Source organism: Mesorhizobium sp. USDA 4132, from assembly GCF_056279545.1.
The window spans coordinates 2,966,688-2,990,131 of record NZ_JBWCCP010000001.1 but is presented as its reverse complement, the minus strand read 5'-3'; the positions used below and the strand labels follow the sequence as shown (position 1 = coordinate 2,990,131).

Here is a 23,444-nt window from a genome sequence, read left to right as displayed (position 1 = left end):
AGCGAGAAGAGACGACGACAATGGACGCCAAGACCAATTCCCCTGTTTCCGGCCCGAAATCCGGCATGCCCGACGCGGCAGTGAAATATCGCGCCTACCCGACCATCAACATTCCCGACCGCACCTGGCCTTCGAAGGTCATCGACAAGGCGCCGATCTGGTGTTCGGTCGACCTGCGCGATGGCAACCAGTCGCTGGTCAACCCGATGGGCCATGACCGCAAGGCCCGCATGTTCCGCATGCTGCTCGACATGGGCTTCAAGGAGATCGAGATCGGTTTCCCGTCCGCCTCGCAGACCGATTTCGATTTTGCCCGCTGGTGCGTGGAAGAGGGCGGCGTGCCGGAAGATGTGTCCATGCAGGTCCTGGTCCAGTGCCGGCCGGAACTGATCACCCGCACCTTCGAATCTCTGGAGGGCGCCCACAAGCCGATCATCCACTTCTACAACTCGACCTCCGAGCTGCAGCGCCGCGTGGTGTTTGCCAAGGACGTCGCCGGCATCAAGCAGATCGCCGTCGATGCCGCGAAGATGATCACCGACATGGCAGCGAAGGCGGGTGGCGGTTTTCGTTTCCAGTATTCGCCGGAAAGCTTTACCGGCACCGAACTGGAAGTGGCGTTGGAGATCTGCAATGCGGTCACCGAGGTGATCAAGCCGACCGCCGAGGACAAGCTGATCCTCAACCTGCCCTCGACGGTGGAGATGGCGACCCCGAACATCTATGCGGACCAGATCGAATGGATGTGCCGCAATCTCGACAACCGCGAAAACATCATCATCTCGCTGCATCCCCATAACGACCGCGGCACCGGTATCGCCGCGACCGAACTCGGCCTGATGGCGGGTGCGGATCGTGTCGAGGGCACGTTGTTCGGCAATGGCGAACGCACCGGCAATGTCGACGTGGTGACGCTCGCCCTGAACATGTACACGCAGGGTATCGATCCGGAACTGGATTGCTCCGATATCGAGCGGATCAAGGCGGTCTACGAATATTCCAACCAGATGGTCATTCCCGAAAGGCATCCTTATGTCGGCGAACTGGTCTACACGGCCTTTTCCGGCTCGCACCAGGATGCGATCAACAAGGGCATGAAAGCGATCAAGGTCGCCAATCACCCCGTCTGGGAAGTGCCCTACCTGCCGATCGACCCGCGCGATGTCGGCCGTTCCTACGAGGCGATCATTCGCATCAACTCGCAATCGGGCAAGGGCGGCATCGCCTACATCCTCTCGGAGGATTACGGCCTGAACCTGCCGCGCAACCTGCAGGTCGAGTTTCGCGAGGAAATCCAGCGGATCACCGACGAAGAGGGCGTGGAGCTTCCCGCCAGGCGCATCTATGAGAGCTTCATCGAGCGCTACGTGGAACAACCCGGCGCACGGCTGAAATTCGTCGACCACCACACCTATCCGGCAGGCACCGACCATAAAGGCATCCGCGTCGTCGCTGCCGAGATCATCGACGGCGGCGAGGTGAAGCGGATCGAAGGCAAGGGCACGGGGCCGATCGACGGGTTCATCAACGCACTCTCGACCTATCTCGGCATCGAGCTGTCGGTCGCCGATTATTCCGAACATTCGCTGCAGCACGGCTCGAACGCGTCCGCCATCGCCTATGTGGAGATGGAACATCCGAACGGAAAACTGTTCGGCGCCGGCATCAACAAGAACATCGTCGCGGCTTCGCTCGAAGCGATCGTCTCGGCGGCGAATAGGGTGCTGGCGGCCAGGGGGTGATACGTCAAACTCGCTGAATGCCGAATAGCATGAAAAGCCGCCCGGAATTTCGGGCGGCTTTTTCGATCGTGCGAGACGGTGGATGGCGCGCAGCAAAAGGCCGCAGGACCGCTTGATGGCCGTTTTGGTTCAGATTGTTCTGTTGCAGTTTACTTGCCGGACGTCGCGCTTGCGAAGGCGAGAGCGACCGCAAATACGCCAAAGGCTGCGACGACAAGGCTGACGACGATGATGGTATCGGCTGGGATGATGAACCTCCGTTGGTTTGATGGGAGGTTACGTCGCATCCATCCACTTGCGTTTGAGCAATATCAACCCGTTACCCGCCTACGCAGGTCTGCACGGCAAATTCTGTCGTAGGAGGCCTGACGATCCGCGACAGGATTTCGGCTACGCCCCTAAATCAGCCCCGCCGCCTTGGCCGCGATATCATCCAGATCCGCCGCAGACGAGGGGCCGACGACCATGTAGGTGGCGAGTGGCGTGACCCAGGAGACGAGACCGGTGTCGTTGCGGATTTCCTCGATCGAGCGGTTGCCCTCGGGCCGGGCCTTGGTGAAGGAAATGGCGATCACGTCGCCGTCCCCATCGCCGTCGGTGCGTCGGTAGAGAAGCTGGCCGACCGGCGCGCCGCCGGCGGCAAACAGGCGGGCACCCTGGAAGGTCAGGCCGCTGTCGCTAAGATCGGGGATCCGAAAACCGACGCCGGTGTTGGTCGTCAGCCATTCGAGGATATCGGCTGGCCTTTCGGCGGGGATTTCGGCGAGATGATTGGTCTGGCGCGCATAGAGGCGGTAGTGGGCGATGATATCGTCCAGCCAGTCGCGGCTGCTGGTGCCGGGAATGGAAATCATCGAAAACTGCGGAGCCGCCGGGTTGCCGCCGATCATATAGCCGATACCGCCGCCGAGCACGAAAAGCAGGGCACAGGCGGCGACCGCCTGCAGGCCGGACGGCTTGAAGGAAAGCGTCGGGCGCGGCCCCTGCGGCAGGCGTATGGCCCGGCGCGGCAACGGAGCATTCTTGATGGTGCGCACCAGATTGAGCGGCACCGGTTCCTTCAGCATGTCGTCAAACGCGCGCCGGCCGAGATCGGCGCCGCGCTTCAGGGCATCTTGCAGGGACCGTGCCTGCGGATCGTTGACCAGCAGTTCCTCGACATCGTGCCGGTCCTGCTCGTCGATCTGGCCATCGATATGGGCGGAAAGCCGCAGTTCGAGCGACGACGGATGGGGGATGTTCATCCTCACGCTCTCCGCTCGCTCGTCTGGGCGGCGGCGGTGGCCAGGCTGAGACGTGCAGCGCAAAGACGGGTGGCGAAGAGATCCGGCTGGATGCCGAGGATGGCGGCCGCCTCGGCATAGGCGAACCCCTCCACGTCGGCGAGCAGGAAAACGCTTGCCAAGCCGTCCGGCAGGCAGACGAGGGCGGTCGACGGACGGGAGTTTTCGGCCGGGGATGCATCGTCGGCAGCATGGATATCGGCACGCCGGCGCTTCTTGGCCTCGTCGACGAAGGTGCCGCGGATCATGCTGAAAAGCCAGCTTTCCAGCCGGCCTTCGCCCTTCCAGTGATGGCTTTTCTGGATCGCCCGGCCAGCCGCTTCGCGCACCAGGTCATCGGCCTCGACGGCACTTCCCGTCAGCGTCAGCGCAAAACGGCGCAGGCGCGGCAGGAGCGCTACGAGATCGCGCCGAATGTCGGTCGATGGGCTCGGTTGGGTCATGGATAGGAGCGGCTTACCTGTAATCTACTGCAATAACCGGAACGAAGTAATAGCTATGACGAGATTGTGGCGATTCCGCAACAATCGCGCCATTGATTCTACAACATTCTCGCGACTTGCGGAATCGACATCGTCGCCGGCTCTTCGCCATAGAGGAGGCGGCTGTTGTCGAGCGCGACGCCGTCGCCCCATTCCGTCAGGCCGTAACGTTCGCAGAGCAGGTTCCAGGCGCCGGCTTCACCGGAAAGCGTGAAGAGGTTGTAGGCGGCGCGCGGCTTATGCCCGCCGGGGCCCTGGGATGCCGATGCGATGCCGACCACCGGCACGTTGCCGCTATGGCTTCGCAGCCAGTAGAGCGTGTTGAGATGCGTATGCCCGTGCAGCACCAGTTCGGCGCCGCCGGTGGAGATCGCGGCTGCGAAACGGCGGATGCCGAGCATGCGTTTGTGCGAAGAGGCGGCGCCGCGGATCGGGGGGTGGTGGATCAGCACGACCCTGAAGAGACCCTCGTCTCCCGCTTTCTTCAACAGGTTGACCGTTTCGCGCGCCTGCCGCGAGCCGTAATAACCGGACGCCGAAAAGGGCAGGGTGGCATTGGAGGTCGAGCAGCCGATGATGGCAAGCGGACCGCGCCGGCGCAGCGTCGGGAAGATATGATCCTCTTCCGGCCATTCAGCCGGGTCGTCGTCGCTCTTGATGAACGGATACCATTCGTTGACCGACTTGTCGTGCGCGCCGGGTACATAGGCGTCGTGGTTGCCGGGCACCACAGTCGTATCATAGGGGTCGCCGATCGTGCGCAGCCACTCGCCGGCAAGCCGCGTCTCGATCTTCGTCGCCAGGTTGACGAGATCGCCGGTGATGACCAACTGGTCCGGCTCGCGTGTCTTCAAATCGCTCAAAAGCAGGTCGAGCGTGTTGACGAAAAGGTGCTTGCGCCGATTGCGGTGCCAGTTCACAAAACCGGTGATCCGCTTCGAGAAAAGCTCGCGAAGCGTCAGGTTTGGAAGCGGCCCCAGATGGATGTCGGAAATATGCGCGAATTTGAACATGGCGCACACATAACGCATGAGCGCAGAAATCGTTATCGATTTTCTGGGCGCTCCCGGAGTTATGAATGAGCAGCGAAGGGGTGCCGGAAATCCGCAGTTGGCGCACCCGGATCGTGGTCTGGCTGCTGCACCGCGTCTTCATGCTGACGCGCGGCATGACGCTTGGCGTACGCGCCGCCTGTTTCGACGCAGAAGGCCGCATCTTCTTGGTCCGCCATACCTATGTACCCGGCTGGTACATGCCGGGCGGCGGCGTCGAGCGAGGAGAGACGGTGCTCGACGCGCTGCGCAAGGAATTGCGCGAGGAGGGCAATCTGGAAATCCGCGGAGAGATCGCGCTTTTCCACGCCTACTACAACCGCAATGCCAGCAGGCGCGACCATGTGCTGTTCTATCGGGTGACCGTCGAGCAGACGAAGCCGCGTGCGCCGGATCGGGAGATTGCCGAGAGCGGCTTCTTTACGCTCGATGCGCTGCCGGAGGAGACGACCGCGGCGACACTGCGGCGGTTGCGGGAGCTGAAGGGCGAGGTGGAGCGGGCGGATTACTGGTGAGCGGGGTCGACTGCCCCTCATCCGCGTGCCGGCACCTTCTCCCCGTTCTGACGGGGAGAAGGACAGATGCCGCACCGTCTCGCCCTATCCGCAACGCGTTGGTTTAAAGAGGAACGGAAGCTTGCCGCTTGCGTCCTTCGCCCCGCTTGCGGGGAGAAGGTTTCGGCAGGCGGATGAGGGGCAGATGCGTCTCGATCAAGCCAGCCGCGTCACCTTCTCCCGCCCATGCGACGCGTCGAGATCCACTACCGGGCCGACGGGGACGATGCCGGTCGGGTTGATGGTCTTGTGGCTCTCATAATAGTGGTGCTTGATGTGGAACAGATTGCAGGTCTCGGCGATGCCGGGTTGCTGATAGAGATCAGCGAGATAGCCGGACAGGTTCGGGTAGTCCGCGATGCGGCGGATGTTGCACTTGAAGTGCCCGACATAGACCGGATCGAAGCGTAAGAGCGTGGTGAACAAGCGCCAATCGGCTTCGGTCGTCGTCTCGCCGAACAGGTAACGGCTGCCCGAGAGGCGCTTTTCCAGCATGTCGAGCGTCTCGAACAGGCGGGTGACGGCACTCTCATAGGCGTCCTGGGCAGTTGCGAAACCGGCCTTGTAGACACCGTTGTTGACGGTGTCGTAGATGACCGCATTGAGTTCATCGATCTCGCCGCGCAGCGCCTGCGGATAGAAATCCGCCGTCGAGCCGGTCAGGCCGTCGAAGGCGCCGTTGAACATGCGGATGATTTCCGAACTCTCGTTCGAGACGATGGTGTTCTCAAGCTTGTCCCAGAGGACGGGCACGGTGACGCGGCCGGAATAGTTCGGATCGGCCTTCAGGTAGACCTGGTAGAGATAGTCCGAGCCGAACAGGTCGTCGCCGGTGGCGCCGTCGCGTTTCTTGAACTCCCAGCCGTTCTCCAGCATCAGGTAGTCGACGACCGAGACCGAGATCAGGTCTTCGAGTTTCTTCAGCTTGCGGAAGATCAGGGTGCGGTGCGCCCAGGGACAGGCATAAGAGACGTATAGGTGATAACGCCCGGCCTCAGCCTTGAAGCCTTGCTTGCCGGTGGGGCCGGCGGAACCATCGGCGGTCACCCAGTTGCGGAACTGCGATTCGGCGCGCTTGAAATGGCCCTTGTTTTCCTTGGTGTCGTACCAGACGTCCTGCCATTTTCCTTCGACGAGCCTGCCCATGGTTATCTCCTTGGATTTTCCTTGAGGTGATAGATACGGCACCGGCTGCCGAATACGAGGCAGGATTTTATGAACGGTGTGTTTTTGCGTTGGACGCGGGAAATTTTTCCTGCTAATTCGCTTTCCGGATTTTAAGGATACTTTCCTCTATGACCGAAATGCGGACACTGCGACGACGCTGATCATCGACCACGACGCTAGAACAAGCGTCATCGATATCCCTTGTCCTGTCCGCTCCTTATCCTACGGCTTCGGTCCATCCATGTCTCAGCACAACGTTCTCTACAAGCACGACCTCGTTTACCTCACGGAAGATACGTCTCACGATGAGGTCATCGAACTCATCAACGCGGAAGCCTTCGGCCCCGGCCGGCATACCCGCGCCGCCGCCCGCATCCGCGAGCAGGGGCCGCATGACCGGACCCTCTCCTTCGTCTGCGCCGACGACGGCGAAACGATCGCTTCGGTCAGGATGACGCCGGTCCATGCGGGTTCGGTGAAGGGCCACCTGCTCGGGCCGCTCGCGGTCCGGCCGTCGCACAAGAACCGGGGCATCGGCCGCGAACTGGTGCGGATCGCCATCGAGGCGGCGAAACGCAAGGGTTCGGAAGCGGTGATCCTGGTCGGCGACCCGCCCTATTACGGCCCGCTCGGGTTCGAGAAGGTTGCCTATGGCGCACTGGAATTTCCGGGACCTGTCGATCCCGGCCGGGTTCTGGTCGTGCCGATCGCAGCCGACGTGCATGCGCGGCTCAAGGGCGTCATCGGCTGGCGCGGATAGGCCATTTCCTTTAAGCAGATGATGGATCGGTCGGTGAAAGCCGGCTGGAGGTGTCGTCGAAGCGAAGGACAAGCGGATGGCTGCGATCACGATGGACGAGGCGCTCGACCGCGCCGGAGCGGGGACCTATCAGCGACGGCTGATGGGCATTTTCGGGCTCGTCTGGACGGCCGATGCCATGCAGGTTCTGGCGGTCGGTTTCACCGCTGCCTCGATCGCGGCAAGTTTCGGGCTGACCGTGCCGCAGGCCCTGCAGACCGGCACCGCCTTCTTCCTCGGCATGCTGCTCGGCGCGCTCGGTTTCGGCAGGCTCGCCGACCGGATCGGTAGGCGCCGGGTGCTGATCGTCACGGTTGGCTGCGACGCGCTGTTCGGCACGCTCTCCATCTTTGCCCCGGATTTCACCATCCTGCTTCTGCTGCGCTTCCTGACCGGCGCTGCCGTCGGCGGCACGCTGCCGGTCGACTACGCGATGATGGCGGAATTCTTGCCTGCCAGGAACCGCGGTCGCTGGCTGGTCCTGCTCGAAGGGTTCTGGGCGATTGGAACGCTGATCGTGGCGCTGGCCGCCTGGGCCGCAAGCCTTGCCGGCGTCGCCGATGCCTGGCGTTATATCTTTGCGGTCACCGCCATTCCGGCGATCGCCGGCATCGGCCTGCGCTTCCTGGTGCCGGAATCGCCGCTCTACCTGATGCGCTCCGGGCGCCACGACGAAGCGAGGGTAATCGTCGACCGGATGCTCGCCGTCAACGGACACACGCCCCTCGGGGCAGGCACCAGCCTGGTCTCGCCGCCGCCGGTCAAGACGACCGGCATCTTTTCCGGCGAACTGCGTCAGCGCAGCGTCATGATCCTGGCGATCTGGTTCCTTGTCTCCGTCTCCTATTACGGCGTCTTCACCTGGATGCCCGCGAAGCTTGCTGGCGAGGGTTTCGGTTTCGTGCGCGGTTACGGCTTTCTGGTACTGGTCGCACTTGCCCAGCTTCCGGGTTATGCGCTTGCCGCCCATGGTGTGGAAAAATGGGGCCGCAAGCCGACGCTGATCGGCTTCTGCCTGCTCTCGGCGATTGGCTGCCTGATATTTGTCGTTGCACCAAGTGCCCTCCTGGTCGGGGCCGCGCTGCTGATCATGAGCTTTGCGCTGCTCGGCACCTGGGGTGCGCTCTACGCCTATACGCCGGAACTTTACCCGACCGCGTCGCGGGCGACCGGCATGGGGGCAGCCGGTGCCATGGCACGTCTCGGTGGCCTGCTGGCGCCGTCGCTGGTGGGTTATGTCGTGGTCCAGGGTCTCGGCCTGACGATCGGTATTTTCGCCGGCCTGCTGGTGATCGCGGCGATTGCCGCCACGATGATCAATGCGGAGACGCGACAGGCCTCTCTCGCCTGAACACAGGGAAGCTCAGAACCGCTTTTGCAGCCACGTCACCGAATGGCCTCCTTCGAGGCCTTTCAGCGTGCCGATCTCGGTATAACCCTGTTTCAGGTATAGCTTGAGCGCTTCCGGGTTCATCGTGTCGATATAGGCGCCGATCGCGCCGCGAGCTTTGGCTTCGGCTTCTGCCATGTCGAGCATGCGGGCGCCGAGGCCCTGGCCGCGCAACTCGTCCGGCACATAGAGCATCGAGATATAAAGCCAGCCGCGGCCGGTATAACCTGTCAGCCCGCCGATCAGATTGCCGTCCCCGTCATGCAGCGGCACCGCCAGTTCGCGGCGGTTGCTGGGGCCGAACGTTGCGGCATTGTGGGTCATCAGCCGTTCGAGGATGAAATCCTCCTCGTCGGCGTTCATGCCTTCGGTGAGTTTCAGGTCGATATCCATGCGGCGATTCTTCGTCCCCATTTTTCGGAGCGAATGGATAACCTACAGAGCTTTCCTGAGGAAGGTGCGGGTGCGGCCCTTCGGAAATTCCGGCAGTTCCCCGAAGATTTCGTAGCCCTGCCGCATATAGGCCTTGCGGGCGAGCGGGCTGAACGTGTCGATCCAGGCGCCATGGCAGCCGCGGGCGCGGGCTTCCTCTTCGGCTTGGCTCAGCAGCTTGCCGGCCATGCCTTCACCCCGCAATGTTTCCGGGACGAAAAGCCATTGGGTGAAGAGCCAGCCCCAGGCGGTGTAACCGGAAAGCCCGCCGATCACCTTGTCGTCGACATTGCGGATCAGCACGGCGAGCGGCTTCCGCTCGGATGGGCCGACATCGGCGTCGTTGAAGGCGGTCAGTCCTTCGCCGATCACGGCCAGTTCCTCAGGCGAGGGCGAGGCGGTCACATCAAGCTGCGTCATATGTCAGCGACCCTCGCGCCACCACATCGCCGCGACCGCGAAGAGCAGGGCGGAGAGGCCCGCGAAACCTGCAAACAGCGGCAGCGTGTTGATGCCGCGCAGCACCGTCTCGTCGGTCATGCGGATGACCATGCGGTTGGGATCGTTGACGCGCACTTCGCCGCGAACCGGCAGGATGTCCGGCAGCGAGATGCCATCGCCTGAGGCGACGCGGGTCACGAGGCCACGGGTCTTGTCGGCATAGGGCTTCAACGTGCTTTCGGTCGAGATCATCGCCTTGAATTCCGGCGCGTCCACGGTGCCGACATGCACGAGCGTCGAGAACTGGCCGTTGGTGACTTCGAAAAGGCCGGTCTCTTCCATGCGGCGTTCCAGCCGGTACTGGCCGGGCCCGGCAGCCGTCATCGGCACCGTCTCGGTGCGGCCGGATGGATATTTGATCGTCGCCGGGCCAGGATCGTCGCCGATCGTCTGGCGGGTCGCTTCGAGCGTGCGGCCGACGGCGCGGGCGGTCAGCGCTTCTTCTTCCAGCTCCGGTTCCTTCATCAGCCAATGGGCGATGCGGCGATAGAGCGACACATGTGGGCCGCCGCCTTCGAAACCGCGGGCCCAGAGCCAGCCCTGGTCGGAGAGCAGCATGGCGACGCGGCCTTCGCCCTGCCGGTTGAGGACGAGCAGCGGGCGGTCGCCGTCGCCTTCCATGACGGTCTGGCCGTGCGGCGTGTCGACGTCGATAGTGCGGAACCAGCGACCCCAGGCGGGCGGATTCGAGTTGGAGCCGTCAAGCCCACGGGTCACGGGGTGCTTTTCACCCTCTGGCGACAGATGCGGATAGAAGGCGGCGCTGTGGATTTGGCCGGTAGGGGCGGCCGGCAAGACCTGTTCGAGCGGCGTGGACGCGATCGAATCCTCGCCGGCATGTTCGGGGCCGGCGGCGATCAGTAGCGCGCCGCCATTGTTCACGTACTGGGCGATGTAATCGTAATAGAGGATCGGCAGCACGCCGCGATGCTTGTAACGGTCGAAGATGATCAGGTCGAAATCCTTGATCTTCTCGACGAACAGTTCGCGGGTCGGGAAGGCGATCAGCGACAGTTCGTTGATCGGCGTGCCGTCCTGCTTTTCCGGCGGGCGCAGAATAGTGAAGTGGACGAGGTCGACCGAGGCATCGGACTTCAACAGGTTACGCCAGGCGCGCTCGCCGGCATGCGGTTCGCCGGAGACGAGCAGGACGCGCAGGTTCTGGCGGATACCGTCGATCACATGGACGGCGCGGTTGTTGGCGGTCGTCACTTCGCCCGGAAGCTCGGCGACCGAAAATTCCATGACGTTGTTGCCGCCGCGCGGAACCGTGAAGGAGAAGGGTGTCTCCTGGCCCGGCGTGGCGCGCAGCGTCGCCGTCTGCTGGCCGTTCATGCGCACGGTCACCTGTGCCGGTCCGCCGCCGGTGCGACCGTCGTCGAAGACCCGCAGCGTCAGTTCCTGTTCCTCGCCGACAATGCCGAAGCGCGGGGCCCGGACCACCTCGACGCGACGGTCGAACTCGTCCGGCTTGCCGGTGATCAGGCCGTGGACGGGGGCGTTGAAGCCGAGGTCCTGGTTGATGCCCGGCAGGTCATGGATCTGGCCATCGGTCAGGAAAACCGCCCCGCCGATACGGGCCGGCGGCACGTCTGATATCGCCGAACGCAGGGCAGTGAAGAGCTTTGTCGAGGGCGTGTCGGTATCGCCGTCGTCATCGACCTCGACGATACGCGTCTCGATGCGCGGGTAACGGGAGAAGCGGTCCTTGAGGCTTGCGAGCGCCTCGTCGGTCTGTTGCTTGCGCTGGGCGGTATCCTGGCTCTGCGAGCGGTCGACGATGACTGGCACGACGGTCGAAAGCTGGTCGCGGTCCTCCTGCAGCAGCGTCGGGTTGGCGAGCGCCAAGAGCAGGGCGGCGAGCGCCAGCGTGCGCAAGGCGGCGCCGCGAATGCCGCGCCAGAAGGAGAGGCCCGCGAGGATCAGCGCGAAGACGCCGAGTGCGGCCAGGATCGGCCAGGAGAAGAAGGGGGCGAATTCGATGGTCATGAGGATTTCCCTTCATCGGGGAGGGAAATTACATTTGGCCGGACAGAGCGACGGACTCCCAATGATCTCCCCCCTTGAGGGGGAGATGTCACGAAAGTGACAGAGGGGGGTATGCGGGCGTCACGGCGAGGGAAGAGGGTAGAGGTTGAGTTCCTGGATACCCCCCTCTGCCCTGCCGGGCATCTCCCCCTCAAGGAGGGAGATTGGCCAGAGGCACCGCTTTGCCACATAACCCGGACATGCGTGTCGGCTGCAGGAAAACAGGAACGAAGAACAGTAGCGGAGGAGGAGTGGGTGGTCATCTGTTCCCCTCCCTCACTGCCCAAGCCGCTCAAGCAGAGCCGGGACGTGCACCTGGTCGGCTTTGTAATTGCCGGTCAGCATGTACATCATGATGTTGACGCCGGAGCGATAGGCATATTCGCGCTGCATCTCGTCCGGGGGCACTGTCGGCAGAACCGGAGCACCCTGGCTGTCGACAGCCCAGGCGCCGGCGAAATCATTTCCGGTGATCAGCAATGGGGTCACGCCGTCGCCGCTGGAGGAGAGCTGGGCGCCGGTGTTTTTCGCTTCCTGCCGTGCCTCGACCCAGAGCGGGCTGCCGGTATAACGGCCGGGAAAGTTGGTGAGCAGGTAGAAGGAACGGGTCAGCACGTGATCGGTCGGCGTCGGCTCCAGCGGCGGGATGTCGATATTGGCGAGGATCGCCTGCAGGCGCTCGCCATTCGGCGTGGTGCCACCTCCGCCGAGCGACGAATATTGATCGCGGGTGTCGAAGAGGACAGTGCCGCCGTTGCGCATATAGGCGTCGATGCGGGAGATCGCCGCTTGGCTTGGCATCGGTGCCGTGGCGGAGATCGGCCAGTAGATGATCGGGTAGAAGGCAAGCTCGTCCTTGGTGATGTCGAGGCCGACCGGAGCGCCCGGTTCCAGCGTGGTGCGGTAGGTGAGGAACTGGCTGAGGCCCTCGAGGCCCTGCTCGGAAATGCTGTCGACCTCCCGCTCGCCTGTCACGACATAGGCGAGGTGGGTCGTGTCGAGCCGTTCGAGGATCTGCTCGTCACCCGGCTTGGCGCCGGCACCGGGCGCCATTTCTTGCGCTTTGGATTGACCGGGCGTCAAGGCGAAGAGGCCGAAGGCGAGGGCGGCGATAGCCGCTGCGGCAGCACTGCTCGGCCTGCGGCGTCCGTCGGAACCAAGGGAGAATGCGCCGTTCATGAAGAGCACCACAAGGCTGTCGAGGATCAGCAGCGCGAAGGCGGCGGCGAAGAGGGCGGGGCGCAGCGACACGGCTTCGCCGCCAGCCAAGCCTTCGCGTACCAGCGGCCGGCCTGCCGTGGTCGGGTCGAAGCGGGCGATGACTGTTTTCGGTGCCAGCAGGTTGACGGCGGTGAAACCGTCCTCGGTACCGTAGAGACCCGGCGGATGGTCGAAACTCGCGACCGGCACCTGGTTGGCGGCGATCGCGATCGGGCGAGCCGTGCCGGTTTCGGTGGTGAGGACCCCATCGGCGGTCAAAAGCCGGTAGGGCGCGAGTGTCGCAGCGGCTCCCTCCGCTGCGGCGCCGGACGCGGCACCTCCTGCGCGGGCGAGTTGGACCAGGCGGCGGAGCATCTCGACGAAATTGCCTGACAGCGGCAGGTTCGACCAGGTCGCCTCGGCGCTCGTATGGAACAGCACGATGCGGCCGGCCTCGACTTCCTTTTCGGTGACGAGAGGCGTGCCGTCTGAGAGGCTTGCCCAGGTGCGTTCGGCAAGGTCCGGCGTCGGTTCGGCAAGAACCTGGCGGGTGACGGTGATGTCTGTGGCGCGCGGCATACCGGCGAAGGGGCCGAAGCTCGGGAAATCGGCGAGCGACTGCGGCTCCGACCAGGACATGGCGCCGCCGAGCGCGCGTTCACCCTGGCGCAGGATCACCGGCACCAGCGGATCGTCGGCGGGGGCGGCGGCAAGCCGCGGGCCGGCGAAGCGGATCAGCGTCCCGCCTTGAGCGATCCATCGCTGCAGCGGTGCGTAGGTCTCGGCCGGCAGGCGGCCGACATCGGCAAGGATGATGGCGGAGGGGTTGCCCTGCAGGATCTGCGGGATGGCAACCGAAAGATCGGCGGTGTTCGGCTGGATGACGTCGGCATAAGGCAACAGCGCCCGGCTGATGTAATAGAGCGGCTGCAGCAGCGGCTGGAAGTCGCTGCCGCTTTCGCCGGCAAGCAGCGCGATGCGGCGGCGCTTGAAGCCATCGTCGAGCAGGTGTGCCGCGCCGGCGGTGGCCAGCCCGTCGATGCTGAGGCGCGCGAAATCGTTGCGAAGCTCGAACGGCGAGGTGATCTCGGCCGTGGCCGTCGCAGCACCGGCTGCAAACTGCAGCGTGCCTGAGGCAAGCGCGCGGCCCTGTGCGTCGAGCGCGTTGACGTTCATCTGCTGTGCCGCCGCGGTCGAAAGGCGTGTTGCGGTCACCGACATGGCGGCGGCGTTATTGACCGCGTCGGTCAGCGCCACGGCGCTATGGCCGTCGCCTTCGATCAGGCGCATTTCTGCGGGCGACAGGGCGGCGAATGTCGACATGGCCTCGTTGTCGCTGGCGGCCGCCATGCCGTCGGAAAGGATGGCGAGCGTGCCGGGACGGGTGGTGTTCATGGCCTCCCTGACCGCCTGGGCAGCGCGGGCGCGATCGGGAACCAGCGGCTTGGGGTTGGCCGCCGTGAGCTTGTCGCGGGCGGCGGCGGCGGTTCCGGGTACTGCCTCATGGCTGGCATCGGCGGTAAACGTGATCGAGACCGGCACGTCGGCGCTTTCGGCGTCGTCGATCAAAAGGTTGGCGGTCTGGACGCGGCGTTCCCAGTCGGCAGCGGTCGCCCAGCCGTTGTCGACGACGAGCACCAGCGGGCCGCCTGCATTCAGGGAATTGGCGCGCGGGTTCATCACCGGATCGGCGATCGCCAGGATCACGGCGGCGGCGAGAAGCATGCGCAGCAGCGTCAGCCACCAGGGGCTCTTCGAGGGCGTTTCCTCGCGCTTCAGGACCGTCGCAAGGATCCGGAGCGGCGGAAAGACTTCCGCCTTCGGGCGCGGCGGGGTGAGCCGCAGCAGCCACCAGATAACCGGCAACGCGATCAGACCGAAGAGAATGGCGGGATTGGCGAAAATCAGCGCGCTCATGACCTGTCTCCGACCGGTTTCGGTGACGGCATGCCGGAAAGATAGCTATGCACGGCGACCAGCGCCTCGGAGGCGAGATGATCGGTCCGATGGAAAACGAAGCTCCAGCCGAGGCGGCGCAGCGATTCACCCAACGCATCACGGCGGGCGAAATAGGCGCGCTGATAATCCTCGCGGATCATCTCGGCGCGGCCGGAGACGAGCTTTTCGCCGGTTTCGGGATCGGTAAACTCGGTGCGGCCGGTATAGGGAAAAGTTTCCTCGGCCGGATCGGCGATCTCGACCACGTGGCCGCGCAGGCCGCGGCGGCCGAGCGGGGCGATGCGCTCCATCACCCGATCGGCGTCGTCGAGGAAATCGCCGATCAGCACGATGTCGCTATGGCCGCGGATCATCGCGGTTTCCGGCAAGCCAGTTGTCAGCGGCGCGTGCATGATCGCGGCGGCGAGCCGCTCGGCGGCGTTGCGGGCCGATACCGGTTCCATGATGCCGGGGCAGCCGATGCGCTCGCCGGACCGGGCAAGGATTTCGGCCAGCGCCAGCATCAGCACCAGCGCCCGGCTTTCCTTGGAAGCGATGGCAAGCGTCGACTTGTACATCATCGACGGCGACATGTCGGCCCAGAGCCAGACGGTGTGGGCGGCTTCCCATTCGCGCTCGCGGACATAGGTATGGTCGTCGCGGGCGGAGCGGCGCCAGTCGATGCGAGACAGGCTTTCACCCTCGGCATAAGGGCGGAACTGCCAGAAATTTTCGCCGACGCCGCGCTTGCGGCGACCATGCCAACCGGCGATCACCGTGTTGGCGATGCGCTTTGCTTCCACCATGCAATCCGGCACAAGCGTCGCGCGGGCCTGGGCTCGGGAGAGGAGTTCGCTACTCGGTGTCTGCTCTACGATCTGGCCAATGGTGGAAGCCACGCATTATCCTTTCTAGCCGGCGGACTTAGCCGCGGGCCTGCTTCACCAGGCCGGCGATGACATCGCGCACCGACATGCCTTCGGCGCGGGCCGCAAACGTCAGCGCCATGCGGTGTTCGAGCACCGGTTCCGCAAGCGCGTAAACGTCGTCGAGCGACGGGGCCAGACGGCCTTCGTAAAGGGCGCGGGCGCGGGCCGTCAGCATCAGCGACTGGCCGGCGCGCGGGCCGGGACCCCAGGCGACGTGTTTGTCCGTATGGGCATTGCCGTGGCCGGGGCGAGCAGAGCGCACCAGCGACAGGATCGCATCGACCACCTTGTCGCTGACCGGCATCTGGCGGATCAGCACCTGGATTTCCTGGAGCCGGGCAGCATCGATGACGCCGCGCGCCTTGGCTTCCGAAAGGCCGGTGGTTTCGAGCAGGATCTGCCGCTCGGCGGCGAGTTCCGGATAAAGCACGTCGACCTGCAGCAGGAAGCGGTCGAGCTGGGCTTCCGGCAGCGGATAGGTGCCTTCCTGCTCCAGCGGGTTCTGGGTCGCGAGCACGTGGAAGGGGGCGGGCAGATCGTAGCGCTGGCCGGCCACCGTGATGTGGTATTCCTGCATGGACTGCAGCAATGCCGACTGGGTGCGCGGCGAGGCGCGGTTGATTTCGTCGGCCATCAGCAGTTGAGCGAACACCGGCCCCTTGATGAAGCGGAAGGAGCGGCGGCCGCTATCGTCGGTATCCATGACTTCGGAGCCGAGAATATCCGAAGGCATCAGGTCGGGCGTGAACTGGATGCGGTTGCCGCCGAGGCCGAGCACGGTGCCGAGTGTGGTGACGAGCTTGGTCTTGGCGAGGCCAGGGACGCCGACGAGCAGCGCATGGCCGCCGGACAGGACCGCCAGCAGCGTGTTCTCGACCACCTTTTCCTGACCGAAAATCACTTTGGCGACTTCGGCGCGAATGGCGGCGATGTCGGAAAGGGCCATTTCCGCGGAGGCGATGATGGCTTTCTCATCGAGGACGGTATCGGTGGAATTCATCAGGCCCATGTCGCTCTCCATCATCCAAACTGGCGGCATCCAAACTGGCTGGCATCCAGAACCTGCTGGCACTTAGAAACCGGCTGGCTTTTCCAGGCCGGGTTCATCGATATCCCGGCGGCGAATCGCTGCGTCGCAGCATCCGGCTTATCCGATCAAACTTATTCCCCGAAATATGGCTGACAAGCGCGTATTGAATGACTATCTCGTGAGGAACAATTGCTTTGTTCGATGCTTACGGTCGAACCGGGACTGAAAGATGGCAGCGCAAACGATAAATTCGGCATCCGATGCCGCAGGGCTTGCGGCGCTGATCTCGCGTGCTTCCGAGCAGAGCGGCGACGGAAAGCGTGGTTTACCGCCTGTCGAGCGGTGGAATCCGCCCTTTTGCGGCGACATCGACATGGAAATCCTTGCCGACGGGACATGGTTCTATATGGGCACCCCGATCGGCCGCGCACCGCTCGTGAGGCTGTTTTCGACGGTGCTGCGCAAGGATGAGGACGGTCGGACCTATCTCGTAACACCTGTGGAAAAGGTCGGCATCCGCATCGCCGACGCTCCCTTCCTTGCGGTCGAGATGCAGGTGACGCAGCGTGAGGGCCATCAGGTGCTCACGTTCAGGACAAATGTCGGTGATGTGGTGGAGGCGGGGCCGGAACATCCCTTGCGCTTCGAGATTTCGGGCGAAAACCGCGAGCTTAAACCCTATCTCCTGGTGCGCGGCCGGTTGGAGGCCCTGGTCTCCCGTGCTGTCATGTACGATCTCGTGGAACTCGGCGAGGCGATCGTGATAGACGAAGTGCCGATGTTCTCCGTCCGCTCCGGAACGGAGGTGTTTCCCGTGATGCCCGAGGCCGAATTGGACGCCTTATCGCAATGAGTGACTTTCCCCTTTTTTCGGCCGGCGATTTCCGCCGCCGGGCGCTGAACCAGAACGGTGGCCCTATAGATCATGCCTGGCGCGATCACGGCGACCATCTGCTCAATCCGACGCTGGTGGATTTCGCCGCGGGGCTGAAGCTGAAGGACGCGGCGGTGCTGGTGCCTGTGGTCGACGACGGCGACGAAGCCAAGGTGATCCTGACGCAGCGGACATCGACGATGCGCAAGCATTCCGGCCAGATCGCCTTTCCGGGCGGCGGGATCGATCCGGAGGACCGCTCGCCGGAACAGGCGGCGTTGCGCGAGGCGGAAGAGGAAATCGGCCTCGACCGTTCCTTCGTCGAAACGCTGTCGCGACTGCCGACCTATTATGCCGCGACCGGTTTTCGGATCACGCCGGTGCTCTCGGTAGTCAGGCGCGGCTTCGAGATCACGCCCAATCCGGCCGAGGTGGACGACGTCTTCGAGGTGCCGCTGTCCTTCCTGATGAACGCGGCCAACCACCAGCGCGGCAGCAGGGAATGGGACGGCACGGAGCGGCATTTCTATGTGATGCCCTACGAGGAACGAAACATCTGGGGCATTACCGCGGGCATCCTGCGCACGCTCTACGAAAGGCTTTATGCATGACGAGTGTAGCCGACGAGGCCTGGTTCCGGGACCCGGCGCTGCAGCGCATCCTGACCCTGCTCAATGCCGACGGCGGTGAGGCGCGGGTGGCGGGCGGCGCGGTGCGTAATGCACTGATGGGGCTTCCCGTCGCCGATGTCGACGTCGCCACCACGCTTGTCCCGGAAAAGGTGGTCGGGCGGGCGGTGACGGCCGGTATCAAGGCCGTGCCGACCGGTTTCGAGCACGGCACGGTGACGCTGGTCATCGGAGGCCACGGGTTCGAGGTCACCACGTTGCGCCGCGACGTCGAGACCGACGGTCGGCGGGCCAAGGTCGCCTTCGGCACCGATTGGCAGACGGATGCCGAACGACGGGACCTGACGATCAACGCACTTTATGCGGACGCTCAAGGCGAGGTGATCGACCTTGTCAACGGTCTACCGGATATCGAGACGCGCACCGTCCGCTTCATCGGCGATGCGGCCGAGCGGATTGCCGAGGACTATTTGCGCATCCTGCGCTTCTTCCGCTTCTTCGCCCATTACGGTTCCGGCCGGCCGGATGCGGATGGCCTGAGGGCCTGCGCCCGCGCCAAGGACAAGCTTTCGACGCTTTCGGCCGAGCGCATCTGGGCGGAAACCAAGAAGCTGCTGTCGGCTGCCGATCCTTCCCGCGCGTTGCTGTGGATGCGGCAGGCGGGCGTGCTCACCGAAATCCTGCCGGAGACGGAAAAGTGGGGTATCGACGGCATCCACGGCCTCGTGGCGGCCGAGAAGTCGCTCGGCTGGACGGCCGATCCGATCCTGCGGCTGGCGGCGATCGTGCCGCCGGATGCCGAGAGGCTGGATGCGCTTGCTAAGCGGCTGAAGATGTCGAATGCAGAGGCTGCCAAGCTTGCGGCCTGGGCAAATGCGCCGGTGCTGCCGGACGAAGTGACGGATGTCGGGTTTGACCGGCTGCTCTACCGCCATGGTGCGGAGGGGCTGGTCATCCGGCTGAGGCTGGCCCTGGCGTCGGCGCGAACTGCGGCCGAAGGCGATCCGGCGGCGATGCGCAGATCCGCGCGGCTGTCGGTCTTGCTGAAGAGGGCTGAGGACTACGAGAAGCCGGTCTTTCCGCTCAGTGGTGCCGATATCGTCGCAGCCGGCGTGCCGGCCGGAAAACGTGTCGGCGAAATCCTGAAGGAATTGGAAGATTTCTGGGTCGAGCGCAATTTCGCTCCCGACCGGGCGGCGCTGACCGCCCGGCTGGAGGATATGATCCGCAGATCACTCTGACATCAGGCGTATCGCCGCTCTGACATCGGGTGTTTCGAAATCAGATACAGCCACTCCGATGCGGATGACCGACTTCGGTCGCGCCGGGCGTCAGGCCGCCGCCGCTCCGTTTTCGTCGCGAATGCGTGCCTTGATGTTCTCGACCATGTTTTCGCGGATGATCTCTTCGCCATGGACAGTGCGAAGATGTTCCACGGCGCGGCGAACCACTTCGGCGTCTTCATCGGCCCGGGTATGCCATTGGCAACCGGGGACGAGCGTACCGCATTCGAACAGTCGCATGATACTTCCTCCTATTGTCGTCGGACTGGCGGCGGGCGGACAGCTCCTCATATCCGCCGGCCCCAATCCCGATAACTCGAAAGCGACGACGCTGTTCCCGATGCCTATTCGGAAAACGCCCAGGCGTGGAAAACGGAAGCCTCTTCCTTACCCTTTTCCCGCGCCGTCTCGGTGTTGGCGGCCGACATGGCAACCGACTTGCCGGCAAGCTGGCGCCTTACCTGGTCCACATAAAAGGAATGGGGGAGTTCTCCGCCAGTTCTCGCGCGCATCTCCGTCGCGAGGCGGTCGATCATTTCAGCGGTATCAAGGGAACGGAAGTCCTTGTCCTTAGACGCTTCCGGCATGGGCATGCTATTCGGTGCCATCATGGCGATCCTCCTCCGGTACAACCAAAGGGACGCTACCACCATCGCGCTGATTCCGATATCGCATTTGTTAAGGATGAGATATTAGGGCCGGTTTATACCCGATATCGTTAACTTTGTGGTTCTCGATCTAAGGCCACCTTACAACCGGAGGCAGTGACGAGAGGATGGACTCGACATTGCCGCCGGTCTTTAACCCGAAAATAGTGCCACGGTCGTAGAGCAGGTTGAACTCGACATAGCGGCCGCGACGGATCAGCTGTTCGTCGCGATCATGTTCCGTCCAGGGCTTGTTGAAGTTGGCCCGGACGATCCGCGGATAGACGAGGTTGAAGGCGCGTCCGACATCCTGCACAAACGCGAAATCCGCCTCCCAGCCGCCTTTTTCCGCGACCGGATGCAGCCAGTCGAAGAAAATGCCGCCGACGCCGCGCGGTTCATTGCGATGCTTCAGGAAAAAATAATCGTCGCACCAAGCCTTGTAGCGATCGTAGTCGGCGACCGCCTCGTGGCGTTTGCAGGTGATTTCCATGACCCGGTGGAAGAGGGTGGTGTCCGGATCGTCCTGGGTGCGGCGCCGGTCGAGGACCGGGGTAAGATCCGCGCCGCCGCCGAACCACTGGCTCGACGTCACCACCATGCGGGTATTCATGTGCACGGTCGGCACGTTGGGATTGACCGGATGGGCGATCAGCGAAATGCCCGACGCCCAGAAGCGTGGGTCTTCCTCGGCACCCGGCATCTGGCTGCGGAAATCAGCGGAAAATTCGCCGTGGACGGTCGAGGTGTGGACGCCGACCTTCTCGAAGACGCGGCCTTCCATCATCGACATTCGTCCGCCGCCGCCCGCACCACCATCGCGCAGCCAGTCCTTGGGTTTGAAGCGGCCGGGCTCCTGATCGGAGAGGGGGCCGGTCAGCTCGGCCTCGAGGCCTTCCAGCGACGCGCAGATCGTGTCGCGCAGGCTCTCGAACCAGGCTTTCGCAGCCACCTTCTTGTCTTCGATGTCCTCGGGCAGCCCCTTGGGCAGTACCGGCCGTTCCATATCTCTATTCCTCTCGCCATCCCCTTGGCGCGACTCGCATTTTTCCGATCGGGAATTAGCATTTCTGGCTTTCGCGAACCATTCCATCGATTGTCGCGGGTGGAAAATGAGACTCGCAAAGCGTGTCGCCCGGCACTATCTTTACCGCATAAACAGGTGCTGATCAGGGGCTTTCATGGCAAAGTTCACACCCCCGCCGCTCGACGGGCTGAAACGCAGGATCGACCGCCACCGGCAGGAAAAAGCCGGCGAGCGCCAGGGCATGTTCGTGCGGCAGACATTTCAGCTCTCACGGGAAGAAGCGCGCGAAAAGGCGCGCGAGTGGTTTCATGAATTTCCGAAGGCCGCCTACTGGACCGAAGTGGAAAGCTGGCGCCAGCTCGAAGGCGACCAGATCGAATTCACGATGCGACGGCTGCCGACTGCGGATTGATCCGATCCATTATTGCGGATCTTCGTAGGTGTAGAGCGCGCACATTTCGGCGCTGCTCTTCGGTGGATTTCGCCCCGTAAACACGGCAATCGCCGACATTCCCTTGCCGGATGCCCAGTTGGCGACATAGGTGACGTCCCCCGATCCGCAGAGCTGGTTGCCGTTTTCAAGTTCCGGATCGGCCGGTTTTGCGACGCGATAGACCGATGCTGGCACCCGCCTGCCATCCACCCGGAAATTATCGGCAACGAGGTCGGAGAATTCGAGGGATTCTTCGTTCTCGAAGGTGATGCTGAAATCGTCCAGCCAGACGTCGCCGGTGACGCTCATCGCCGTCTTGCTGACCGCGGTATAATGCTCGGCCTCCTGGGCGCGGACGGACGAAGCCATCAGGGCAAGAGCGGCAACGGTCATCTTGTAGCAAAGCAGATTGCGCATCTCGGTCCTTGATGGCTTGGGCTGGGAAGAAGAAGCTCGATTGCGGAAACATATGCGATCCCCGATGTTTGGCCCATGGGCTTCGATCGGTTTGACATGTGTTTTTCAAAAGATGCTAAACGGGGGGAGGCGGACCATCCGTCAGATGCCGATAGCGCTTAGGCGGCATCCTCCGCCTTGACGAGAACCGGGGTGAGTTCGAGGCCGAGGGCTTTCATCACCTTCAGGATCGTCGCGAATTCCGGATTTCCTTCGCCGCTCAGGGCAGTATAGAGCGCCTTTCGGTTCACTCCGACATCGCGGGCGAGTTTGGTCATGCCCCGCGCCCGCGCGACGATGCCGAGAGATCTCGCGATGAAGGCGGCGTCGCCCTCTTCGAATGCTGCCTTCATGAACTCTTCGATGCCCTCTTCGGTATCCAAATGTTCAGCGATGTCGAACGGATGCGTTTCCAAAGCCATCGGTCGTCCTTCCATTTCCGGAGGCGTTGTTCAGCAGGGTGTGACGCTCAGTTTAGAATAGGCCTATCCGTGCAATCAATCAGGATTCTCGGCTTCATCCGCTCCCAGCAAGATCGGTCCCGCACCCTTTTCGCCGAGCATGTCCAGTGGGTTCCTGAGCGGGCAGTCCTCCATCGACAGGCAGCCGCAGCCGATGCAGCCGGTCAGGTGGTCGCGGAGCGCCGTGAGGCTGGCGATCCTGTCGTCGAGCTGGCGTTTCCAGGTTTCCGATAGACGCTGCCAGTCCTTTGCCGTTAGCGGCCGGTCGTGCGGCAGGACAGAGAGCGCTTCGGCGATATCGGCAAGCGGTATGCCGGTCTTCTGGGCCACCTTGATGACCGCGACCCGGCGCAGCACGACGCGCGGATAACGGCGCTGGTTGCCACGGTTGCGGCGGCTCTGGATCAGTCCCTTGGTCTCGTAGAAATGCAGGGTCGAGACCGCCACGCCGCTGCGTGTCGCCACTTCGCCCACCGTCAGTTCCAGCTCCAGCCTGGCGCCCGGATTTTTCTTCATCATTGCTGTTGACCTCAATATTACTTGAGGTTTTATAGCAGAGGCTTCCTGAAAGAAAACCGGAGCCTAGGTCAATGAAGAAGAAAAACCCGTCTGCCGCAGCGCCTCGCCTGATATCATCGCCGCCGACATGGCGACGTTGATGGAGCGCTGTCCTTCGACCATGGGGATGAGGATACGGGCGTCGGCCGCCTCATGCACATGATCAGGCACGCCGGCGCTTTCGCGGCCGAAGAAGAGGATGTCGTCCGGCCGGAATTCGAAGCGGGTATAGGGCAGGGCGGCCTTGGTGGAGGCAAGCACGACGCGCCGGCTGTTCGCCTTGCGCCATTCGTCGAAGCGCTGCCAGTTGACGTGGCGGGCAAGCGTGACGTCCGCCAGATAGTCCATGCCGGAGCGCTTCAGGTTCCGGTCGGAAATGTCGAAGCCGGCCGGCTCGATGATGTCGACCGACAGGCCGAGGCAGGCGGCGAGCCGGAGGATCGTGCCGGTATTGCCGGGAATATCCGGCTGGTAAAGGGCGATGCGGAGGCTGGGGAAGATGTCGCTCATATATCGTCCTTAAGCGAAGCCGGTGCCTGATCTCAAGCC

26 protein-coding genes are annotated in these 23,444 nt (G+C 63.4%); 8 read left to right on the top strand and 18 right to left on the bottom strand.

The window, feature by feature from the left end; all coding sequences use genetic code 11:
• The first annotated feature begins 20 nt into the window (after nucleotides 1-20).
• On the top strand, nucleotides 21-1,742 hold the full coding sequence (gene leuA / locus ACZ9IU_RS15265; protein ID WP_038544291.1) for a 2-isopropylmalate synthase: 1,722 nt from the start codon (nucleotides 21-23) through the stop codon (nucleotides 1,740-1,742).
• Between the two features lie 149 nt (nucleotides 1,743-1,891).
• Here leuA and ACZ9IU_RS15260 read toward each other — a convergent pair whose 3' ends face one another.
• From ACZ9IU_RS15260 to ACZ9IU_RS15245, 4 genes are all read right to left on the bottom strand, one after another.
• Entirely contained in the window at nucleotides 1,892-2,029 is a 138-nt protein-coding gene (locus ACZ9IU_RS15260) for a hypothetical protein (RefSeq protein ID WP_157885153.1), read from the bottom strand.
• Nucleotides 2,030-2,140: 111 nt separating this feature from the next.
• Entirely contained in the window at nucleotides 2,141-2,986 is an 846-nt protein-coding gene (locus ACZ9IU_RS15255; RefSeq protein ID WP_038544288.1) for an anti-sigma factor family protein, read from the bottom strand.
• 2 nt (nucleotides 2,987-2,988) lie between these two features.
• Nucleotides 2,989-3,468, bottom strand: a complete 480-nt coding sequence (locus ACZ9IU_RS15250; protein ID WP_038544285.1) for an RNA polymerase sigma factor — start codon at nucleotides 3,466-3,468, stop codon at nucleotides 2,989-2,991.
• Between the two features lie 98 nt (nucleotides 3,469-3,566).
• Nucleotides 3,567-4,520: a metallophosphoesterase family protein gene (locus tag ACZ9IU_RS15245; RefSeq protein WP_038549459.1), complete on the bottom strand. Its 954-nt coding sequence runs from the start codon at nucleotides 4,518-4,520 to the stop codon at nucleotides 3,567-3,569.
• Nucleotides 4,521-4,585: 65 nt separating this feature from the next.
• On the opposite strand from ACZ9IU_RS15245, the gene ACZ9IU_RS15240 reads away from it, so the two are divergent.
• Complete coding sequence (locus ACZ9IU_RS15240; protein WP_038544283.1) at nucleotides 4,586-5,074, top strand: NUDIX domain-containing protein; 489 nt, start codon at nucleotides 4,586-4,588, stop codon at nucleotides 5,072-5,074.
• A gap of 195 nt (nucleotides 5,075-5,269) precedes the next feature.
• Here the strand turns inward: ACZ9IU_RS15240 and ACZ9IU_RS15235 are convergent, their stop codons facing one another.
• Complete coding sequence (locus ACZ9IU_RS15235; RefSeq protein ID WP_038544281.1) at nucleotides 5,270-6,259, bottom strand: glutathione S-transferase family protein; 990 nt, start codon at nucleotides 6,257-6,259, stop codon at nucleotides 5,270-5,272.
• Nucleotides 6,260-6,521: 262 nt separating this feature from the next.
• Between ACZ9IU_RS15235 and ACZ9IU_RS15230 the strand changes: the two genes are divergently transcribed.
• Complete coding sequence (locus ACZ9IU_RS15230) at nucleotides 6,522-7,040, top strand: GNAT family N-acetyltransferase (protein WP_038544279.1); 519 nt, start codon at nucleotides 6,522-6,524, stop codon at nucleotides 7,038-7,040.
• 76 nt (nucleotides 7,041-7,116) lie between these two features.
• The gene (locus tag ACZ9IU_RS15225; RefSeq protein ID WP_038544277.1) at nucleotides 7,117-8,430 is read left to right on the top strand and encodes an MFS transporter; all 1,314 of its coding nucleotides are present in this window, start codon (nucleotides 7,117-7,119) and stop codon (nucleotides 8,428-8,430) included.
• 12 nt (nucleotides 8,431-8,442) lie between these two features.
• On the opposite strand, the gene ACZ9IU_RS15220 is transcribed toward ACZ9IU_RS15225, so the two are convergent.
• The 6 genes from ACZ9IU_RS15220 to ACZ9IU_RS15195 form a co-directional block, all read right to left on the bottom strand.
• A complete protein-coding gene (locus ACZ9IU_RS15220) occupies nucleotides 8,443-8,862 on the bottom strand; it encodes a GNAT family N-acetyltransferase (RefSeq protein ID WP_080719186.1) in 420 nt (139 codons plus the stop codon).
• Nucleotides 8,863-8,904: 42 nt separating this feature from the next.
• Entirely contained in the window at nucleotides 8,905-9,321 is a 417-nt protein-coding gene (locus tag ACZ9IU_RS15215; RefSeq protein WP_038544275.1) for a GNAT family N-acetyltransferase, read from the bottom strand.
• 3 nt (nucleotides 9,322-9,324) lie between these two features.
• Complete coding sequence (locus ACZ9IU_RS15210) at nucleotides 9,325-11,391, bottom strand: membrane protein (RefSeq protein ID WP_038544273.1); 2,067 nt, start codon at nucleotides 11,389-11,391, stop codon at nucleotides 9,325-9,327.
• Between the two features lie 315 nt (nucleotides 11,392-11,706).
• Nucleotides 11,707-14,547 carry a DUF4159 domain-containing protein gene (locus ACZ9IU_RS15205; RefSeq protein WP_038544271.1) on the bottom strand — a complete coding sequence of 947 codons (2,841 nt, stop codon included), beginning with the start codon at nucleotides 14,545-14,547 and terminating at the stop codon, nucleotides 11,707-11,709.
• On the bottom strand, nucleotides 14,544-15,467 hold the full coding sequence (locus ACZ9IU_RS15200; protein ID WP_038544269.1) for a DUF58 domain-containing protein: 924 nt from the start codon (nucleotides 15,465-15,467) through the stop codon (nucleotides 14,544-14,546). The genes ACZ9IU_RS15205 and ACZ9IU_RS15200 overlap by 4 nt, the downstream gene beginning before the upstream one ends.
• A 25-nt stretch (nucleotides 15,468-15,492) precedes the next feature.
• Nucleotides 15,493-16,506 (bottom strand): AAA family ATPase, encoded by a 1,014-nt coding sequence (locus ACZ9IU_RS15195; protein ID WP_038544267.1) that lies wholly within the window; start codon nucleotides 16,504-16,506, stop codon nucleotides 15,493-15,495.
• Between the two features lie 250 nt (nucleotides 16,507-16,756).
• Between ACZ9IU_RS15195 and ACZ9IU_RS15190 the strand changes: the two genes are divergently transcribed.
• Genes ACZ9IU_RS15190 through ACZ9IU_RS15180 form a run of 3 tightly spaced genes read left to right on the top strand, consistent with a single transcriptional unit; the run spans nucleotide 16,757 to nucleotide 19,271 of the window.
• Entirely contained in the window at nucleotides 16,757-17,380 is a 624-nt protein-coding gene (locus tag ACZ9IU_RS15190; protein WP_038544265.1) for a DUF1285 domain-containing protein, read from the top strand.
• A complete protein-coding gene (locus ACZ9IU_RS15185) occupies nucleotides 17,377-18,012 on the top strand; it encodes a CoA pyrophosphatase (RefSeq protein WP_038544263.1) in 636 nt (211 codons plus the stop codon). The genes ACZ9IU_RS15190 and ACZ9IU_RS15185 overlap by 4 nt, the downstream gene beginning before the upstream one ends.
• Complete coding sequence (locus ACZ9IU_RS15180; RefSeq protein WP_038544262.1) at nucleotides 18,009-19,271, top strand: CCA tRNA nucleotidyltransferase; 1,263 nt, start codon at nucleotides 18,009-18,011, stop codon at nucleotides 19,269-19,271. Before ACZ9IU_RS15185 ends, ACZ9IU_RS15180 begins: the two co-directional genes overlap by 4 nt.
• Nucleotides 19,272-19,361: 90 nt before the next feature.
• On the opposite strand, the gene ACZ9IU_RS15175 is transcribed toward ACZ9IU_RS15180, so the two are convergent.
• From ACZ9IU_RS15175 to hemF, 3 genes are all read right to left on the bottom strand, one after another.
• Entirely contained in the window at nucleotides 19,362-19,553 is a 192-nt protein-coding gene (locus tag ACZ9IU_RS15175; RefSeq protein WP_037076377.1) for a DUF1059 domain-containing protein, read from the bottom strand.
• A 104-nt stretch (nucleotides 19,554-19,657) separates the two neighbouring features.
• Nucleotides 19,658-19,924 carry a hypothetical protein gene (locus ACZ9IU_RS15170; protein WP_038544260.1) on the bottom strand — a complete coding sequence of 89 codons (267 nt, stop codon included), beginning with the start codon at nucleotides 19,922-19,924 and terminating at the stop codon, nucleotides 19,658-19,660.
• A 127-nt stretch (nucleotides 19,925-20,051) separates the two neighbouring features.
• Nucleotides 20,052-20,966 (bottom strand): oxygen-dependent coproporphyrinogen oxidase, encoded by a 915-nt coding sequence (hemF, locus tag ACZ9IU_RS15165; RefSeq protein ID WP_038544257.1) that lies wholly within the window; start codon nucleotides 20,964-20,966, stop codon nucleotides 20,052-20,054.
• Nucleotides 20,967-21,141: 175 nt separating this feature from the next.
• Here hemF and ACZ9IU_RS15160 point away from each other — a divergent pair, with 175 nt between their 5' ends.
• Nucleotides 21,142-21,399, top strand: a complete 258-nt coding sequence (locus ACZ9IU_RS15160; protein WP_037076370.1) for a hypothetical protein — start codon at nucleotides 21,142-21,144, stop codon at nucleotides 21,397-21,399.
• A 9-nt stretch (nucleotides 21,400-21,408) separates the two neighbouring features.
• Here the strand turns inward: ACZ9IU_RS15160 and ACZ9IU_RS15155 are convergent, their stop codons facing one another.
• The 4 genes from ACZ9IU_RS15155 to ACZ9IU_RS15140 form a co-directional block, all read right to left on the bottom strand.
• Nucleotides 21,409-21,837: a hypothetical protein gene (locus ACZ9IU_RS15155; RefSeq protein ID WP_038544255.1), complete on the bottom strand. Its 429-nt coding sequence runs from the start codon at nucleotides 21,835-21,837 to the stop codon at nucleotides 21,409-21,411.
• A 158-nt stretch (nucleotides 21,838-21,995) separates the two neighbouring features.
• Nucleotides 21,996-22,298 carry an addiction module antidote protein gene (locus ACZ9IU_RS15150; protein WP_038544253.1) on the bottom strand — a complete coding sequence of 101 codons (303 nt, stop codon included), beginning with the start codon at nucleotides 22,296-22,298 and terminating at the stop codon, nucleotides 21,996-21,998.
• Between the two features lie 75 nt (nucleotides 22,299-22,373).
• Complete coding sequence (gene soxR / locus ACZ9IU_RS15145) at nucleotides 22,374-22,853, bottom strand: redox-sensitive transcriptional activator SoxR (protein ID WP_038549454.1); 480 nt, start codon at nucleotides 22,851-22,853, stop codon at nucleotides 22,374-22,376.
• 66 nt (nucleotides 22,854-22,919) lie between these two features.
• Nucleotides 22,920-23,405, bottom strand: coding sequence for a tRNA (cytidine(34)-2'-O)-methyltransferase (locus ACZ9IU_RS15140; RefSeq protein ID WP_038544251.1), 486 nt, complete (start codon nucleotides 23,403-23,405; stop codon nucleotides 22,920-22,922).
• Nucleotides 23,406-23,444: the final 39 nt, after the last annotated feature.

Bases quoted from the DNA above. Each gene is read 5' to 3' on its own strand.
- leuA (WP_038544291.1), top strand. From the start codon at position 21: ATGGACGCCAAGACCAATTCCCCTGTTTCCGGCCCGAAATCCGGCATG.
- ACZ9IU_RS15260 (WP_157885153.1), bottom strand. From the start codon at position 2,029: ATGCGACGTAACCTCCCATCAAACCAACGGAGGTTCATCATCCCAGCC.
- ACZ9IU_RS15255 (WP_038544288.1), bottom strand. From the start codon at position 2,986: ATGAACATCCCCCATCCGTCGTCGCTCGAACTGCGGCTTTCCGCCCAT.
- ACZ9IU_RS15250 (WP_038544285.1), bottom strand. From the start codon at position 3,468: ATGACCCAACCGAGCCCATCGACCGACATTCGGCGCGATCTCGTAGCG.
- ACZ9IU_RS15245 (WP_038549459.1), bottom strand. From the start codon at position 4,520: ATGTTCAAATTCGCGCATATTTCCGACATCCATCTGGGGCCGCTTCCA.
- ACZ9IU_RS15240 (WP_038544283.1), top strand. From the start codon at position 4,586: ATGAGCAGCGAAGGGGTGCCGGAAATCCGCAGTTGGCGCACCCGGATC.
- ACZ9IU_RS15235 (WP_038544281.1), bottom strand. From the start codon at position 6,259: ATGGGCAGGCTCGTCGAAGGAAAATGGCAGGACGTCTGGTACGACACC.
- ACZ9IU_RS15230 (WP_038544279.1), top strand. From the start codon at position 6,522: ATGTCTCAGCACAACGTTCTCTACAAGCACGACCTCGTTTACCTCACG.
- ACZ9IU_RS15225 (WP_038544277.1), top strand. From the start codon at position 7,117: ATGGCTGCGATCACGATGGACGAGGCGCTCGACCGCGCCGGAGCGGGG.
- ACZ9IU_RS15220 (WP_080719186.1), bottom strand. From the start codon at position 8,862: ATGGATATCGACCTGAAACTCACCGAAGGCATGAACGCCGACGAGGAG.
- ACZ9IU_RS15215 (WP_038544275.1), bottom strand. From the start codon at position 9,321: ATGACGCAGCTTGATGTGACCGCCTCGCCCTCGCCTGAGGAACTGGCC.
- ACZ9IU_RS15210 (WP_038544273.1), bottom strand. From the start codon at position 11,391: ATGACCATCGAATTCGCCCCCTTCTTCTCCTGGCCGATCCTGGCCGCA.
- ACZ9IU_RS15205 (WP_038544271.1), bottom strand. From the start codon at position 14,547: ATGAGCGCGCTGATTTTCGCCAATCCCGCCATTCTCTTCGGTCTGATC.
- ACZ9IU_RS15195 (WP_038544267.1), bottom strand. From the start codon at position 16,506: ATGGGCCTGATGAATTCCACCGATACCGTCCTCGATGAGAAAGCCATC.
- ACZ9IU_RS15190 (WP_038544265.1), top strand. From the start codon at position 16,757: ATGGCAGCGCAAACGATAAATTCGGCATCCGATGCCGCAGGGCTTGCG.
- ACZ9IU_RS15185 (WP_038544263.1), top strand. From the start codon at position 17,377: ATGAGTGACTTTCCCCTTTTTTCGGCCGGCGATTTCCGCCGCCGGGCG.
- ACZ9IU_RS15180 (WP_038544262.1), top strand. From the start codon at position 18,009: ATGACGAGTGTAGCCGACGAGGCCTGGTTCCGGGACCCGGCGCTGCAG.
- ACZ9IU_RS15175 (WP_037076377.1), bottom strand. From the start codon at position 19,553: ATGCGACTGTTCGAATGCGGTACGCTCGTCCCCGGTTGCCAATGGCAT.
- ACZ9IU_RS15170 (WP_038544260.1), bottom strand. From the start codon at position 19,924: ATGATGGCACCGAATAGCATGCCCATGCCGGAAGCGTCTAAGGACAAG.
- hemF (WP_038544257.1), bottom strand. From the start codon at position 20,966: ATGGAACGGCCGGTACTGCCCAAGGGGCTGCCCGAGGACATCGAAGAC.
- ACZ9IU_RS15160 (WP_037076370.1), top strand. From the start codon at position 21,142: ATGGCAAAGTTCACACCCCCGCCGCTCGACGGGCTGAAACGCAGGATC.
- ACZ9IU_RS15155 (WP_038544255.1), bottom strand. From the start codon at position 21,837: ATGCGCAATCTGCTTTGCTACAAGATGACCGTTGCCGCTCTTGCCCTG.
- ACZ9IU_RS15150 (WP_038544253.1), bottom strand. From the start codon at position 22,298: ATGGCTTTGGAAACGCATCCGTTCGACATCGCTGAACATTTGGATACC.
- soxR (WP_038549454.1), bottom strand. From the start codon at position 22,853: ATGAAGAAAAATCCGGGCGCCAGGCTGGAGCTGGAACTGACGGTGGGC.
- ACZ9IU_RS15140 (WP_038544251.1), bottom strand. From the start codon at position 23,405: ATGAGCGACATCTTCCCCAGCCTCCGCATCGCCCTTTACCAGCCGGAT.